Origin of the sequence: Bdellovibrio sp. HCB185ZH, from assembly GCF_047302455.1 — a bacterium.
Classification (GTDB): domain Bacteria; phylum Bdellovibrionota; class Bdellovibrionia; order Bdellovibrionales; family Bdellovibrionaceae; genus Bdellovibrio.
On record NZ_CP178624.1, the window covers coordinates 1,838,706 to 1,855,237 of the forward strand.

Annotated in this window: 10 protein-coding genes; 4 read left to right on the top strand and 6 right to left on the bottom strand. The window is 45.8% G+C overall.

The genetic code is table 11. The features are described 5' to 3' along the window. Nucleotides 1-1,176 carry a lytic transglycosylase domain-containing protein gene (locus ACLSU7_RS09010; protein ID WP_413295203.1) on the bottom strand — a complete coding sequence of 392 codons (1,176 nt, stop codon included), beginning with the start codon at nucleotides 1,174-1,176 and terminating at the stop codon, nucleotides 1-3. Nucleotides 1,177-1,208: 32 nt separating this feature from the next. Next, nucleotides 1,209-2,636 carry a D-alanyl-D-alanine carboxypeptidase/D-alanyl-D-alanine-endopeptidase gene (gene dacB / locus ACLSU7_RS09015; RefSeq protein WP_413295204.1) on the bottom strand — a complete coding sequence of 476 codons (1,428 nt, stop codon included), beginning with the start codon at nucleotides 2,634-2,636 and terminating at the stop codon, nucleotides 1,209-1,211. Nucleotides 2,637-2,827: 191 nt separating this feature from the next. On the opposite strand from dacB, the gene ACLSU7_RS09020 reads away from it, so the two are divergent. After that, a complete protein-coding gene (locus ACLSU7_RS09020) occupies nucleotides 2,828-3,787 on the top strand; it encodes a signal peptidase II (protein WP_413295205.1) in 960 nt (319 codons plus the stop codon). A gap of 90 nt (nucleotides 3,788-3,877) precedes the next feature. Here ACLSU7_RS09020 and lon read toward each other — a convergent pair whose 3' ends face one another. Then, nucleotides 3,878-6,253 (bottom strand): endopeptidase La, encoded by a 2,376-nt coding sequence (gene lon / locus ACLSU7_RS09025; RefSeq protein ID WP_413295206.1) that lies wholly within the window; start codon nucleotides 6,251-6,253, stop codon nucleotides 3,878-3,880. Nucleotides 6,254-6,331: 78 nt separating this feature from the next. Continuing rightward, nucleotides 6,332-7,159, bottom strand: a complete 828-nt coding sequence (locus tag ACLSU7_RS09030; protein WP_413295207.1) for an exonuclease domain-containing protein — start codon at nucleotides 7,157-7,159, stop codon at nucleotides 6,332-6,334. A gap of 130 nt (nucleotides 7,160-7,289) precedes the next feature. On the opposite strand from ACLSU7_RS09030, the gene ACLSU7_RS09035 reads away from it, so the two are divergent. Further along, nucleotides 7,290-7,937 (top strand): TorF family putative porin, encoded by a 648-nt coding sequence (locus ACLSU7_RS09035; protein ID WP_413295208.1) that lies wholly within the window; start codon nucleotides 7,290-7,292, stop codon nucleotides 7,935-7,937. Here the strand turns inward: ACLSU7_RS09035 and ACLSU7_RS09040 are convergent. Both ACLSU7_RS09040 and motA read right to left on the bottom strand, forming a co-directional pair. Beyond that, a complete protein-coding gene (locus ACLSU7_RS09040) occupies nucleotides 7,909-8,868 on the bottom strand; it encodes a flagellar motor protein MotB (protein ID WP_181606167.1) in 960 nt (319 codons plus the stop codon). The two genes, ACLSU7_RS09035 and ACLSU7_RS09040, sit on opposite strands and share 29 nt — an antisense overlap. Nucleotides 8,869-8,921: 53 nt before the next feature. Next, nucleotides 8,922-9,788 carry a flagellar motor stator protein MotA gene (motA, locus tag ACLSU7_RS09045; RefSeq protein WP_142698960.1) on the bottom strand — a complete coding sequence of 289 codons (867 nt, stop codon included), beginning with the start codon at nucleotides 9,786-9,788 and terminating at the stop codon, nucleotides 8,922-8,924. A gap of 103 nt (nucleotides 9,789-9,891) precedes the next feature. Between motA and ACLSU7_RS09050 the strand changes: the two genes are divergently transcribed. Beyond that, on the top strand, nucleotides 9,892-11,700 hold the full coding sequence (locus ACLSU7_RS09050) for a protein-disulfide reductase DsbD family protein (protein WP_413295209.1): 1,809 nt from the start codon (nucleotides 9,892-9,894) through the stop codon (nucleotides 11,698-11,700). A gap of 127 nt (nucleotides 11,701-11,827) precedes the next feature. After that, complete coding sequence (locus ACLSU7_RS09055; protein WP_413295210.1) at nucleotides 11,828-16,531, top strand: Ig-like domain-containing protein; 4,704 nt, start codon at nucleotides 11,828-11,830, stop codon at nucleotides 16,529-16,531. The last annotated feature ends 1 nt before the right edge of the window (nucleotide 16,532 follow it).

The window sequence follows — 16,532 nt, forward strand, 5'->3', positions numbered from 1 at the left end:
TTAGTTCTTATCAGAAGCAATCGTGCGGCCTTTGTGAGCGAGCGAAATCAAGGCGATGTTGTATTTATCTTTTGGAAGAGCAACGACTGTTTTCGTTGGTATCGCCAAACCTTTCTTAATTACTTGATAAGTTAAATGCGGATTGAATACTTGAGCTTTTTGATGATCGCCATCGAACCACTTCACCAGATCCTTATACTTAATCGCTTTGGGAAGTTTCAGATCTTGCGAGTCTAATTGTTTCGACCATAACACGCCACCAAAGTAGGTATTTGCATTTCTTTCCACTTCCAAAGCCGCTAGGAAGCAAGCATAGAAATTTCGAGACGCAAAACCAAAGCTCTGACGGGACGACACATTATCCACCAAGTAAGATAAATCACGGGATTTATATTTCTTGGTCATCTTAGCCACACCTGTCGGACCGTGATTGTAACCTGTGACCGCTAAGGGCCAAGATTCCAACATGTTGTAATTGGAACGCAAAAGTCGTGCAGCAAATCTTGTGGCTTCCATCGGATGATTTCTTTTATCCACGGATGAAGAAATCATACGGTATGGGCGAGCCGTGTATGGCATGATTTGCCACATTCCACTTGCCCCCACTTTGGATCTTGCATTGATGTTGAAAGAGCTTTCCACGAAAACCAGACGAACCAGCTCAACTGGCAGTTTGTTTTCGCGGAAGATCTTTTCCATATCTTCGATATAACGGCCGGAATAGAAAATCGCTGTCTGCATGCGATCTTTTTGCCCCAACTGAAAACGCAGGTTGCTGCGTTGCTCTTTACTGAGGTTCAATTTATCGCTGATTTCTTTTTTAACAATATCAATTTTCTTTTGGCGTTCGCGATCTGTTTTCAAACCTTTCAAATCAACGATCTGATAGATTTTTTCAACATTATCGGAATCATGCAGGATGCCCTGCTCGGAAGTGTATTTGGAATACACATCGACCCAGAACTGCACCTGCTTTTCCATTCCTTTCGGAGTGGCGAAAGCTCTGGAATTATATCCAAGAGCATTGTCTTGATTCTTATAAATGGGTGCACGCCAATTTCGACTCTCTGGCAAAACCTGAGGAACCACGTTGGGAATGATGTCGGCCACATCCTGTGCGTAGGCAGCAGGTGCTATTAAAGCCGTGGCTAAAAATGAAACGACAAAGTTCTTCACGAGAAAAATCCCCTCTGGTGTTCTCTTCTTAATCACTTTATCAAACTTTTCAGAAGATTATCAAAATATTGTCGAACCATCGCCTCATCCGTTGCCCCATTGTATATAAAGGAGAACGTAATAACAGTACCGTCTTCTAGACCTGCGTAACCAGCTAGAGAAACAACGTTATTTATATATCCCGTTTTAGCACGTACCCAGCGCTCCGCATTTGTTCCCTTCATTCTTTTTTTGAGGGTTCCATCTATTCCCGCAATGGGAAGACTTTGAAGAAACTCAGGTTGCACGCGGAAGTCATTACGCAAATGCTGAAGCACTTTCCACATCGCAAACGAAGACATTTTATTTTCACGCGTAAGCCCCGAGGGACTCTCTAAGTGGTATTGATCTTTAGGGATTTGCAAAGCTTGCATGTGCTCTTGAATGGCCATCATGCCGTCGGCTAACGTCACACCTTTTTCTTTTTTCAGTGTGCCCATGTTTTTCGTCAGCATCTCTGCCACATAGTTATTCGAAAATTTATTCATATCTGCGACGATGCCCTCGATCGCTTTACTTTCCGATTCCGCAGCGAGTGCAGCCGTCGTGGGAGTGGCCCCCGATTTCACAGCACCCGTAACCATGACGTTTCTTTGCGCCAAGAACGATTTCAGATTATAACCTGACCAAAGGTCTGGCTGAGTGATGTTCTTAAAGACGGTGATCTCTTTATTGTTCTTACCGATACTGCCACCCACATGCAAAAGATCGCCATCAAATTTAGGATCTTCTTTGCGGTCAGCAAGTAATTTGTTATCAGAACCGGAAGTGGTTTTAGCTTTCGTGACCAAGCGAATGTATTCGTTTTCTGGATCAACATAAACGCGTGCATCATCACCCGTTTTATCCCCAGGACGAACAAAAATATTCACTGAGTTCCAATTAAAAGACATTGCACCCACTGGAGCATCATAAGCGCGATCGACGCGTTCTTTTTGACGGCTGATATCGTAGCGCATTTTATCAAATAACGAATCATCAACAATGATATCACCTTCAACGCGCTTAATATCGTTACGCAAAAATGCATTCACCAAAAACCACATGTTTTCAGAAACGAAAGAAGGATCTCCGCCACCCTTTAGATAAACGTTGCCTTTAAGAATGCCTTTTTTATCAACATCGCCCGTTGTCCAAATCTGAGTTTTAAATTTGTGCCCCGGAGGAAAAGTAGCCAAAACCGCAGAAGCCGTCGCAACTTTCGTAATCGACGCCGGAATCATCATCTTAGACCCATTGTTGTCGAGCAAAACCTTCAAGTTCTCCCCTTCACCAACAGAAGCATAAATCCCCAAATCCGACAGCTGGACCTTATGCTTCTTAGCCAAACTCTGCATCTCCTCAGCAGCACCCTTAGCATCCAACCCAGCATGTGCCGAAAAACTAATCAAAATCAAAGAAGCAAAAATTAAAAGACGCATTTGAAGTCCTCCATGAACAACTTAAGGAAGCTTAAGCGTGGATTTTGCCAAGGCGCGAGGAGGAAGGCGTACTCCCTGTACGCCGACGACGAGCAACGCCGGAAAAATCCACGATCAAGCTTCCTAGACAATGGTAGCGATTGAAAATTCTGTTCGCAACAAATGAAGTGTGTCTTGTTAGACTGTGGTGAATGAAAAAGCGCGAATGGCTCATTGTTATACTTCCACTTGTTGCGACCTGGTTGGTCGACCGCGTAACTAAATTGTGGGCGACGGATATCACTTCCGTGAAATCCCACGGCCCACTACATTTTGTATTGCACCACAATCACGGAGCAATGCTAGGCCTGTTTTCAGATTTGCCTTCAGTTTTGCGTATCGTTTCCCTTTCGACGGGTGGCGCGTTTCTTTTGTGTACCTATGCGCTGATCCAGTACATGTTACCAATTAAGTCTCTGACGTTACGTTGTGGTCTTTCGATTTTAATCGGTGGGATTTTGGGGAACGTCGCGGATCGTATCGTATGGGGTTATGTTGTCGACTTTATCGTAGTCGGAACTCCTTCCCTATCCAGTCCTGCATTCAATATCGCGGACGCTTTGCAATGGGTGGGTTATGCGCTAATCGTGTTTGCGATCATTCGTGAAGGCGAATTGTTGTGGCCCGAAAACAATTCGCGCAAAAAGTTCTGGGTGAATCTTTCGTTCCAATTAAAGTACTGCATCCTGATGATGGCAGTAGGCTTGAGTCTTACGCTGATTAGCTTGGTATTCTCGTACACATACCTTCGCGTAACGATTCAAGAACTTGTAGGTAATAACCAGTTCCTTCTGAATAAGTTCTTGGTTCCGTATGTAATTACCTTCATCATCATTTGCGTGGCATTTTGTGCGATCACCTTCGCAGTCGGTAAAGTTCTTTCCCACCGTATCGCAGGCCCGATCTATGCCTTTGAAAGATATCTGTACGGCATCATGAGAGGCGAAAAAATTCCTTTACTGAAAGTTCGTAAAGGAGACGAGTTTAAAGAGCTAGAAGCCTTAGCTGAAGAAATCACCAAGCGCCTAAACGTCATCAAGGCCGAGCGCACCGTGAACGTCGTAGAATTTAATGACGACGGGATGAATCCCGACGACAAACCCAGACAATAAGGTACGGACACACTTTCTCCATAAAACAAAAAGCCACAGATTCATCTCTGTGGCTTTTTGTTATTTTATGGAGAAAGTGTGTCCGTACCTTTAGTTCATAGCTCTTGGGAATAAGGGCGTTGTGTTGTTCGCACTTATTTTGTAAGCCGGGAAATCAATTTCCAAGGCGATCTTTAGCAGATCATTCACGTTGTCGACGAAGTGGAACTGCATCGACGATTTGATTTCTTGAGGAACCTCGCGCAAATCTTTTTCGTTTTTCTTACACAAGATCACTTCCGTCACTCCTGCTCTGTGGGCAGCAATGACTTTTTCCTTGATCCCACCGACTGGTAGCACGCTTCCCCGTAAGGAAATTTCACCCGTCATAGCCAGTTTCGGATTGACCGGTTTCTTCAATAATTTTGAAGCAATCGACGTCAACATTGTCACTCCGGCAGAAGGGCCATCTTTAGGGATAGCACCCGCTGGAACGTGGACGTGAATTTCTTTTTTAGTGAAATCCACCGACGGATCCATCAGCGGTAAACGCGCTTTCAATAAGCTCATCGCAATCTTCGCCGACTCCTGCATCACCTCACCCAGTTGCCCGGTTAGAAGGAGTTGACCCGTACCTGCCATTTCTTCGGTTTCAATGAACAGGATATCTCCGCCCACCGGCGTCCAAGCAAGTCCTGTCACCACTCCCGGTGGCAATGCTGTTTCGGTCAAATCTGCCGAGAATCTTTCTGCACCAAAGATGTCATCCAGATCGTTAATATCCACGATCAGTTTCTGACCTTCAGCTTTCAAGATCTTTAAGCTCATGAATTTACAAATCGTCGCAATTTTACGTTGCAACTCACGTACACCCGCTTCACGTGTGTAGTCCGTGATCATTTTCGTCAAGGCACCTTCGGTGATCTCAAGCTGAGTTAACTCGATACCATGCTCCATGAGCTGCTTCGGCCACAAGTGGCGTTTCGCAATGTTTTTCTTTTCTTCAATTGTATAACCAGTGAGCTCAATCACTTCCATACGATCCAACAGAGGACCTGGAATCGTATCGAGCGCATTCGCTGTGGCGATAAATAGGACCTTTGAAAGATCATAAGCCGTATCCAGGTAGTGATCTTGGAAAGTATTGTTCTGCTCAGGGTCCAAAGTCTCCAACAGGGCACTAGCAGGGTCACCATTAAAGCTGCGCGATAGTTTATCGATTTCATCCAGTACAAATACAGGATCGTTTTCACCGGCTTTCTTAATTCCGGAAATAATTCGACCCGGCATTGCACCGATATAAGTACGACGGTGACCGCGGATTTCCGCATCATCACGTACACCACCTAAAGCCACACGCACATATTTTTTATTCAGCGCGCGCGCAATGCTTTTACCAAGTGAAGTTTTACCCACACCCGGAGGGCCTACGAGTAGAAGAATCGAACCCTGATGGGATTTGCGCAGTTTCATCACCGCCAAATGCTGCAGGATTCTTTTTTTAATTTTATCCATGCCGAAGTGATCCTCGTTCAGAATCGTTTCGGCTTTCTCCAGATCAATTTCTTGATCCGGCGAAGATTTACTCCACGGCAAATCTGTCATCAGATCCAGATGCGTACGGATGATTTGGTACTCAGGCGATGCTGAGTTTATGTTTTCCAAGCGCTTCAACTGAGAATTCGCTAACGCCAAGGCCTCGTCGGGCATTCCTGCCGCAAGAATTTTTTTACGGAAGTTATCCGCGACATCGTTGTTGTCTTCGTCGCCCAACTGTTCGCGAATGACCCGCATTTGCTCGCGCAAAATACTTTCTTTCTGGCTTTGATTGATGTTTTCACTTAGCTTTTGACGGATATCGATCTGAATTTTCAGACGTTCTTTTTGCTCCTTCATCAGATCCAGAATTTTCAAAGCACGTTCACGTACATCTGAAGTTTCCAGAATCCCCTGCTTTTCAGCGAGGGTGAAGTCCGCATGAGCCGCACAAACATTAGTAAGGAGCGATAGCTCCTCGATCTCTGCGATCCATTCTTTTACCCGGCGCATGTGTTTGCCCAGTAAATCAACAGTGTCGTAAGCGATCTGTTTGAGGCTTTCAAGCAAGGCTTCCTCGGTCTTCTGATCAGCAACCAGAATATCTTCAACTCCTTCCGTCAAAGTCTCATAGACTCCATTTTCAAATCTCATTTCACGCGCACGAATGCGCTGATGGGCATTTACGAAAATCGTAAAGCTTCCATCATCTTCTTTTTTATGAGATTCAATTTTACACAAAGTACCGACTGTATGCATATCCTCTGGCTTTTCCACAGTGCCGTCAGGATTTTTCTGCGTTAGTAAAACGATCCACTTTTGATTGGTTAAGGCTTTTTGCAAAGCTTGAATACTGCGGTCTCTTCCAACCCGCAAAGGCATGCTGACACCGGGAAACAGAACGGCATTTCTTAGCGGAATAACAGGAAGGTAGCCAGATACGAATGACATGGTCTCACCTTTCCCCTGCTGTGAGTGCAGGGTCATAAGTTAATCATGTATCCGATTTAGAATGCGTCAAGGTGAGGGTTAATAAACAATTCCCACATCTTTGATACGAGACAGATAATATCGTTTATTAGTATTTTCTCTCTGACAAAGGGCCATAAGAAAGTCGCCATCTGGATTACGAACGATCCCAATGGGGCTCACACGGCGCGTTTCACCCTTAGCTGAGCCTCCATCATATACGAGGTCCAAATCTTTTTTGGTATGAATCGATTCAATCATCGTCTTTAGGTTGGTGTCATTTACGGTGTGCATAGCATAATCTTTCCACCACAACTTCTTACCCTGACTTTTGATAGCGTGCTCGAGAGTGGCACCCTCACCCATTTTCTTAAAACATTCCAAACCCACGTACAGACAAGCTTTTGCATCATCGTAAGCACGATGGGCCTGACCACCATCAATGTTTAAATGCTTGATCAATGTTTGTAACTTATGATTTTCAACACCGTGAATCCATTTCCGCGAAAGAAGGCTGGTGCAGAGAGCTGGCTCCGTCGGCAAAGACAAACCGGCTTTTTCAAAATCGATAGATAGAAATCCCAAATCAAAGGGAGCATGATGAGCCATCACCACAGAGCCTTTAAAGAACTCATGGATCTGATGAATTTTATCACCCATGAATGGAGCATCCGCGACCATCAAATTAGTGATGCCATGAATGCCGATGATATAATCGCTCATCAACTCGCGGGGCTTTAAAAGAAACTGGAGGCGATCCACTTCCTCGCCTTTAAAGTACTTCACCGCCCCGAACTCGACGATGTCATAGCCAACTGGATAGGCTCCGCTGGTTTCAGTGTCGAATGCGATATACGTGTACTCATCTAAAGGAAGTTCTAAATTCATGGGGCTTTCATACCCCGTTCCTAGGCTTTTGGTCCAGCTCCACGACGGCTTTTCTTTTATTTTGTAGTTTCTTCGTTCACAATGAAACCCACTATCTATGCGAAGATACATCAGTTTTATCATTATACTCTTGGGTCTGAATTCGGTGGCATTAGCTGCTGAAAACACTCCAACCTTTAAAATGACCGGTGACGTGTCACTGCTGTCTCAATACGTTGAATACGGATTGAACCAATCAGACGGCTCGCCCGCTTTGCAAGGTTCTTTCTGGTTTAACTTTGGACCTCAATTCCGCATGGGACTGTGGGGTTCGAACACGAACTTTAAAAACAGTGACGATCACTTCAACCTTCGCGCTAATGCGGATATCAAAATCGATTTCAGCCAGGAGTCGAATGCGGTGATTATGTATTCCTATAGCACCTACTATAAAGAAGGTGCTCGCAACGGAAACATCCTGGGTCTGCATTTAAACTTTGGAACTTACCGCGTAACTTTAGACAACTTAAGTAACTGGGAAGGCACAAAGAAACGTTCGATGCGAATCGGGTTCGGCAAAGTCACTACCGTTTTCACAGACTGGAAATGGGATAACGAAGCCGGATACAATACTCCTGACGTGGATTCCATCAGCAGCTATTTTGATCTTCGAACGGCTTTGGGATTTCAGTGGAGAGCGATATTCTTTGAAGGTGCCGTAACCGGCACCTCTGCAGCCGGTGACCTGGATGGCACCGGAGAGATTTACTTTATTCTGTCAGCGAAGACGGGCTTTTAGCTGCTTCGTTTAATTCATCGTTCACTTGCTCGCGAAGAGGCTTTTTTTGTTGTGCTTCTTCTTTACGACGAGTGGACACCTGCTGAACGAAATTATCATAAACCGACATATCTACGTTTTTTGAACCAAACATCGATTCAAGCTTACGTTGCTTACGACCGTCTGATGTAAGCTCTTTTTGGGCAATCTTAACTTTGATAAAACCCACCAGCTTTTTAGGATCCACTTCACCGCGTTTTTCTTTCACGCTGATGGCTCCGTTGACGTTCACAGTGCTGCTTTCCAAAGAAGCGGCAATTTTATTACGAACGATATCCAGACGCTGAGAAGCCACGCGATTCGCCGTCATCAAAGCACCATCTGGAACCGATTGCACAAACAATCCTGATGTGAGTTTGATCTCGGCATCTTTCAAACCTGCCGTCACACCTTTGATTTTATCCATCACTTGGACAAAATTAGCATTCGGCTGAGAAGATCCACGTTCAAACAACATATAATCAGGAATATCGAAATCAAAACCCTCGGGAGTGACCACTACGTTTTTAGCGACATCATTCATCTGGTCAGCCATATACGCAGCCACTACTTTTGCAGAACCCATATCCAATAGATTTGGAGTTTTATCCATTGGCTCCATGAAACTTTGGAAGGCCTTTAACGGCTCATTCAAAAGATCCAGGAAAAGTTTTTCAAGAGTCAGTTCAACCCCGAAGTTTTGGAAATTGTATTCAATAACTGAAGGCGTGGAGAAATAATCTGAAACGGCTTTTTTCGTTTGATCAGATTGGCCCACGATCCACATAACCAGGAAGAAGGCCATCAAGGCCGTCATAAAGTCAGCAAGGGCAACCTTCCAGGAGCCCCCGTGTCCACCGCCGCCTTGGACGATGATCTTTTTGATGACGATTGTCTGTTTCTTCTCTGCCATTGTTCTTCCTTAATCCAGAGGGAGCCGTAATCCTGGCTCCCGATCTGTTCACATTACGCAGCTTTCTTGATTTCTTTTGTAGCTTTGTCGACTTCGTTAAATGTCGGTCTTTCTTCCGGCATGATCGAACGACGAGCATACTCTACACACACGATCGGTGGAGCTCCACGTTGCAAAGCCACCAACGCAGCTTTAATACAACCCAAGTAGCGACCTTCCGCTTCGATATCCGCTGCCATTTTTGTTGCAGTCGGCTCGATCAAACCGTAAGCACAGAAAACCCCTAACATCGTTCCCACGAGGGCATGGGCAACGTACTCACCGATCACCTCAGTACCCGCCGTCAAGACACCCATGGTCTTAACGATACCAAGTACGGCGGCAACGATCCCTAGTCCCGGGAAACCACCGGCTACGGCGGCGACGGCATGTTGTGCTAGATGTTCTTCGGCATGGATACCTTTGATATCCGCATCCAAAAGATCATCAACGTCATAAGGAGAAAGTTCAGAAGACAAAGTCACCTTCATCGTGTCGCAAAGAAAATCTACGGCATGATGGTTGTGCATAAAGCTTGGGTACGCTTTAAAGATGTCAGACTTTTCCGGTTCCTCGATATGTTTCTCGATACCTTGAGGACCTTCTTTTCTGAAGACTTGGAAAAGTTGGAAAAGCATTTGCAAAAGTTCAACATAGTCTGACTTTTGTGGACCCTTGGAAGTCATCGCTTTGATGGAAAGTTTAATCCCCATCTTTACGATCTTCATTGGGTTGGCAATAACGTATGCACCGAAGGCAGCTCCCCCGATGATAACCATCTCAAGACCCGCAGCTTCGATGATGACGCCCATCTTACCGTGACCGGCAATATAGCCCCCGAAAACTGTCGCGAAAACTATCAATATACCTACAAAACCCATAGAATATGACCTCTTCAGTTTCTCTATCGGTTTGATACATGTTAGAATTGAGTCATCGGCAAATAATCTTGCCCATAGTCGGGAGAGGGACTAAGACAAATATATGAAAGCAACAATGCAGAACCTTTTCCTTATCGTTTCTTTCCTGCTCACGGGACTTACGTCTTGGGCACAGACAACTGCTTCAGAGACCGACCCTCTTTTAGTCGAGACTCAAGTCCTTCCGTATGAATGGAGCCCCGGGCAGGGAGGTTCCCTGACTTTTAAATTAAAGCTTCCGGAGAATTTCCACGCTTACGAGGATCAATTCAAAGTTGTCATCTATGAACCAGATGGATTCAAAGTGGCGCCATTTAAATTGGAGCCCGTAACGAAGTGGTATGACAAATTCTCAAAACGCGAACGCACCGGTTTGGTGGGTGAAGGAACTCTGACAGCTCATATCGAAGCCCCGACTCGCTTTTTAAAAAAATATGAAAAGATGAAGTTGGAACTGACGTATCAAGCCTGCTCCGATCAGTTCTGTTTATTCCCGACGACAAAAACTTTAGAAGTTCCGATTATCACACCGATGGTTGAGGGCGCTGCTCAGATTCAAAACATGCCCACGGTTCAGGAAAAGGCCAATGGCTTTTTCGATAGCAGCAATTTTGCCAAATACTTGGGTTCGAGTATGGTGGCGGGATTGGTTTTCGTTTTCTTTGCGGGGATTTTCACAAGCTTCACTCCGTGTATCTTCCCGATGATTCCCATTACTCTCGCAGTTTTAGGTAATCACGCCGAACAGCGCTCGCGCTTACAAAACTTTTTTACTTCCTGCGTGTACGTGTTGGGTATCGCAACGACATATTCTTTGTTGGGATTGGCTGCTGCCACCAGCGGAAATGTTTTCGGAGCCTCATTAGGCAACCCTTATGTTCTGTCTGTTGTCTGTGTGATTTTCTTGGCGATGGCGCTATCGATGTATGGTTTGTATGACCTGCAAGTTCCTGCGTTCCTAAGAAATCGCTTGGGTGCGAAAAAGCAAAAACAAAGCATCGTGGGAATTTATCTGACAGGTTTATTTGCTGGTATAGTCGCAAGCCCGTGCGTGGGACCCGTACTTGTGGCAATTCTGACTTATGTTGCCTCCACCAAAAACATGCTTTTTGGATTCTTGTTTTTATTTGTGTACGCTCTGGGTTTGGGTCTGATCTTTATCGCTTTAGGTCTTTCCAATCAGTTGGTTAAAAAACTTCCGCGCTCGGGTCCATGGATGGTTTGGTTCAAATTCATTCTTGGAACTTTGATGCTTTCTGCCTTCTATTACTACTTGGAGCTATTGCTTCCTGTGCGCTGGTTTGATGGATCTTTGGGTTTAGGCTTAGTGATTCTGGCGAGTGTATATGGCGCTTTCCTGCCAACCAAAGGTGGCGGCAGTGGTCCTCGCAAACACATTCAAAAAGGTATCATGCAGGCCGTTTTGATTGTGGGTATCGGATATATCGTTTTATCTGTCTTTGATTTGCGTCCTTATATTCGTGGTCGCGTGATGGCGGATAACTCCATTAATCAAATTCAAACTTTGAACTGGCAACCTTACACAGATGAAGCATTGGCTCAGGCTGTGAAAGACGGCCGTCCCGTGATCATCGATTTTTGGGCTGAGTGGTGTGCTGCTTGTCACGAGCTTGCGGAAAACACTTTCACAGACCCGCGTGTTCGCGCCATGGGTGGCAATTTCGTTTTGTTAAAATACGACGCAACCAAAGAATCGCCAGCTCTGAAAGTTCTTAAAAAGAAATACAATATCCAGGGCTTACCGACAGTGATCTTCTATAACGCCAAAGGTGTCTGGATTGATGGTCTGACATTAACTCAGTTTGAAAATGCAGAAAAATTCCTGCAGCGAATGGAAAAAGCCACGAAGTAACCCTTCGCGACTGCACCGTCTCATTTTGATAAAGGTGAATACTCATCGCGAGTAAACATACTAGTATTTGGTCCAAATTGACACTGACACTAAAGTTGGAGTCATTTGAATCCGATAAGTTATCACAATGAGACCAACACCTAAGTATTCGGAATGTTTTGGAAGGTTCATATCTCTGGTTGCCGCGTTCACAGCTGTAACCACTATTTCTGCGTGTACCCTATCTGCAAAGATTTTTAACGGACTCAGCGAAACGCCTCAACCTCCGACACTATTATTAAGCTCAACAGTCAATGGTCCCAGCAATCTTGCGACTTGGAATTTGCTTTTAACGTCTTCGGAGTCATTAAGTCAGATTTCAGCTTCTGACTTCTCAGTTACCAACGGTACTATCACATCATTTACTCCCGTCGATACAACTCATTGGAATATCGTGGTTACTCCAACTGCGGAAGGACCGGTCAGCATTTCATTGCCAGCAAATTTTGCCAAGGGTACGACCACGGCCTTAGATAATGAAGCTTCAAATACTCTGTCGATGATCAGTGACGTCACAGCTCCGCAAGTGACTTTGGGTTATTTAGGAACAAGCCCAACGAATGTAAGTCCACTTGTGATTGACGTTGTGTTTGATGAAAACGTGGTGACGCCAGATATATCGGATTTCCAAGTTACAAATGGCAGCATCGATAGCATTACTGGCAGCGGCGGTACTTACTCTATTGAAATAACACCGTCATCAAATTTAACAACTGTCGGTGTTCAGTACCTTGCAAGTAAAACTACAGATCTTGCGGGGAATGGCAACACAGCGGCTTCAAATAATATTTCAGTAAACTTTAACTCCAATCGCCCGTTGCCTACTTTAAGTACTGCAGCTGGCACCCACACCAATGTGGCGGCCATTACGGTGGATGTTAGTTTTTCTGCGGCTGTAACAGGTTTTGATGCTTCCGATTTAGATTTAACCAATGCAACCGTCAGTGGTTTTACCGGAAGTGGCGACACTTATAGCTTTACTTTGACAGCTACCACGCAAGGCGACTTCAGTGCGCGAGTTAAAAACAATGCCGCAACGGACGCGAGTACGAATCTATCTTCGCAATCGAATTTACTGACTGTTAAATATGATTCCGTTGTACCAACAGTCACATTATCTAAGACAGAAGCCAGCCCCACAACATTGCAGGCTATTACGATCACCGTTACGGCAAGTGAATCAGTGACGGGCTTAGCATTGTCAGATTTCACCACGACGAATCTGACTTTAAGCTCTCTCTCTGGCAGCGGCACGACTTACACTTTAACGGCCACCGCAAACGCGGAAGGCGCATGTTCAATTCAACTTCCTGCAGGGACGATCGCAGACCCAGCAACAAATGCTAACACCGTATCAAACACAGTGAATTGGTATTACGATACGGCGGCGCCTTCGATCACTGTTGCCTCCACCCAAAGTCCTTCCACGAATGTTTCTCCTATCGCGATCACTTTAACGACAAATGAAGCAGTCACAGGTTTTACATCAAGTGATGTTGCAGTTACCAACGGGACATTAAGTAATTTTGCGAATGTGGATGCCACCCATTGGACTGCGGATGTTACACCGACAGCGGATGGGAACGTGGTTGTCACGGTTGCGGCTGCTAGTTTCCAAGACGGTGCAGGCAAAGACAATACGGTGGGAAGTTTAACGGTCGCTTACGATGGCACTCGCCCGACTGTGGCTCTTACGGGGTTATCTGCTTATTCAACGACAAGCCCTAAAACGGTTACTGCCACCTTTAGTGAATCCGTAACGGGCTTTGCCCTGGCCGATTTAACGTTGGTCAATGCGACAGCGACTGTCAGCGGCAGTGGTACAACATATACGATTACAGTCACTCCGACGACAGAAGGCGCGTTCAGTGTAACAGTGAATGATGGTGCCGCAGTGGATGCAGTTGGGAATACTTCAACTGCCTCTTCGACTCTTTCAAGTATTTACGACATCACTCCTCCGACTGCGACTATTACCAGTGACGTCGGTATTGCTTCAACGTTCTTCCCGATCCCTTTAACAATTCGTTTCAGTGAGCCCATTACAGATTTAACGACGTCAGATTTCACAACTACTGGTGGAGCGTCCGTCACATCGGTTATTGGTTTTGGTAGTGTTTATTATCTTTTATTGAATCCAGGTACTCAGGGTGCAAAATCGGTTACCTTAAGCGTAGGAACAGTGGTGGATGCTGCAGGCTTAAGTAATACCGCAACAGCGGCGAGCAGCGTTTTTTATTACGACACCACTCCAACAACCATTGCAATCACAGAACGCGAGCAAACTTTCCTAGAAAACGATGCCACGGCTAAGCAGTTTACGATCACTTCCACGACGTCTAAGCCATATCCGATCAATATCAAATATTCGATCACCGGCACGGCCGTGTCTGGAACAGACTATGACATTCCGTCCGTAGGCACCATTGTACTGCCTGCGAACACCACTTCACTTGCTGTGCCATTTCAAATTTATTCAACGGCTTCGACCGCAAATAAATATCTGCAATTGAATATGATTTTTGCCGACACCCCAGTTGGAAAATTTTCGGCAAACTATCAAAGTCGTGTGATGATCAGAGACGTTGATGGCAGTCACCCTTCTATCATTCAAATGTCTTCGAAAAAGAAAATGCGTTGTGCGATCTATACGGGTGGCACTTTGAAATGTTGGGGCTATAATGCGAGTGGCTCCCTGGGCGTGGGGAACTCAACCCTGAACGTAATCCTGACACCGACTCAAGTTACAACGGCAGACACTTATCAACAGGTGGCAGTTTCTGACTGGCACGTATGCGCTGTCACCACAGGTGGCGATCTTCAATGTTGGGGAAATAAAAGTAATTACCGCATTGGTGATAATATTAACTCTGGAACTGAAACCAGTCCGAAAACTATTGGTACGGGATTTTCCTATGTCACCGCTTCGGTTAATACCAGCTGCGGAATCAAAGCCGGAAAAGTATATTGCTGGGGGTTGGATGTTACTAGCAATGTCGGAGCAACTTGGCCTACCCCAACACAGTTAAACGTCGGAAGTGCCTATGACTTCGTACAAGTATCAGCTGGCGAAAATTCAGTCTGTGCATTGGATACGAATAATGATCTTTACTGCTTTGGCGCGAATACTTATGGTCAAATGGCGAATGGCGCATTCGATGGCACCAACAGAGTGACGCTGCCATTAGGCTCGGCGACTGCCAGTGGTTACACTAAGATAGAGCTGAATACCACTCGTGCAGGTGGCGAGGTTCATGCTTGCGCATTGAATACGTTGGGCAAACTCTATTGCTGGGGACACAACTCCCGGGGAGTCGTCGGTGACGGCAGCACGACCAACAGAAATACGCCAACTCTAGTTTCCGGATCAGAGTCTTATCTGAATTTCAGCGTTGGTGCGCACAATACTTGCGCTATCACGACATCGAGTCGAGTTCAATGCTGGGGCAGTAACAGTAATCAAGTCTTCGGCGTCGAAATCGGTGGAAATTTAGCCACTGGTGACAGCAATCTTTCAACGGTTGCAGCTGTCCCGACTTTTATCTCTGACACTTCCTCTTACTCTATGGTTTCCTCTGGTGAAGATTCCACTTGTGGCGTCCTGACGGATGGGCGAGTCAAATGTTGGGGCGAAGTTGACTATCTGACTATTGGTGACGGCACAGAATATCCGCGCCTGGTTCCATCAAACTCCGATGCGGGACAAAAATATAAAGCTCTGGCTTTGGGTGGGTTCGGTTGCGGAATCACAGACAGTGACCAGCTGAAATGCTGGGGTCGAAACGTCAACTCTTCAGTTGCATACTCGATTGGTGACGACACGACATTGTTCCGTCCAAGTCCGGTGATGCTGGATCGTGGACAGACTTATTCAAAAGTTTCTGTGGGCGCAAACCATGCTTGCGGAATCACGACAGATAAAACACTTAAATGTTGGGGATTAGCTGCGAGCTATCAGCTGGGAACAGCCAGCACCACAGCACTAACACTTCCAACGGTTATCGATGGGGCCGTTCAGTATAAAGAAGTCTCTGCGGGCACTTCACATTCCTGCGCAATAACGGTGGATGGTGACTTAAAATGCTGGGGTTGGAATGCAAGTAATCAGATCGGTGATGGAACATCAAGCACCGCGATCAGCCCTAAAGTCATTACGTCAGGCACGAAATATATCGAAGTAAAAACCGGAATGAACAACACCTGTGCCATTGCGACGAATAACGATGCTTACTGCTGGGGAACGAATACAAATTATCAAGTCGGAGACGGAACGAATACAAACCGTACGGCACCGACTCTGGTGCCGGGTGGTTATAAGTTCACGACGTTGTCTTTGAATGGAATGAATACCGGTGCAACTTGCGGAATGTTGACTAGCGGTCGCATCTATTGTTGGGGATCCGGCGCAACAGGATTCACGGGCGCCAACAACGGCGGGAATACGACAACACCGACGGAAATTTCTGGCGGTTCTCAAGTTTACTCTGCATTAAGCGGAAATGGTGCCAGTGCTTGTGCTAAACGCACTTCAAACAGCACGTGGTATTGCTGGGGTTATGCTTCCGGTTATGTCGGTATGACCGGCGCAGGAAATCTTGGTGGTTCCGGAACGCCAGTGGCTGTACTTGGAGCTGAGAACTATTCTAGCGTTGCTGTTGGATATTATGGGGCTTGCGGTATTTTGGCTGACGGCAGTTTACGCTGTTGGGGGCAATCACTTGCCCTGGCTGATCACAGCGTCTTCCGTTCGTGGTTTACACCGATTGACGTAACCAATTGGTTACGTCCTTAAT

Excerpts from the sequence above, each read along its gene's own strand:
- dacB (WP_413295204.1), bottom strand. The coding sequence starts at position 2,636 with ATGCGTCTTTTAATTTTTGCTTCTTTGATTTTGATTAGTTTTTCGGCA.
- ACLSU7_RS09020 (WP_413295205.1), top strand. The coding sequence starts at position 2,828 with ATGAAAAAGCGCGAATGGCTCATTGTTATACTTCCACTTGTTGCGACC.
- lon (WP_413295206.1), bottom strand. The coding sequence starts at position 6,253 with ATGTCATTCGTATCTGGCTACCTTCCTGTTATTCCGCTAAGAAATGCC.
- ACLSU7_RS09030 (WP_413295207.1), bottom strand. The coding sequence starts at position 7,159 with ATGAATTTAGAACTTCCTTTAGATGAGTACACGTATATCGCATTCGAC.
- ACLSU7_RS09040 (WP_181606167.1), bottom strand. The coding sequence starts at position 8,868 with ATGGCAGAGAAGAAACAGACAATCGTCATCAAAAAGATCATCGTCCAA.
- motA (WP_142698960.1), bottom strand. The coding sequence starts at position 9,788 with ATGGGTTTTGTAGGTATATTGATAGTTTTCGCGACAGTTTTCGGGGGC.
- ACLSU7_RS09050 (WP_413295209.1), top strand. The coding sequence starts at position 9,892 with ATGAAAGCAACAATGCAGAACCTTTTCCTTATCGTTTCTTTCCTGCTC.
- ACLSU7_RS09055 (WP_413295210.1), top strand. The coding sequence starts at position 11,828 with ATGAGACCAACACCTAAGTATTCGGAATGTTTTGGAAGGTTCATATCT.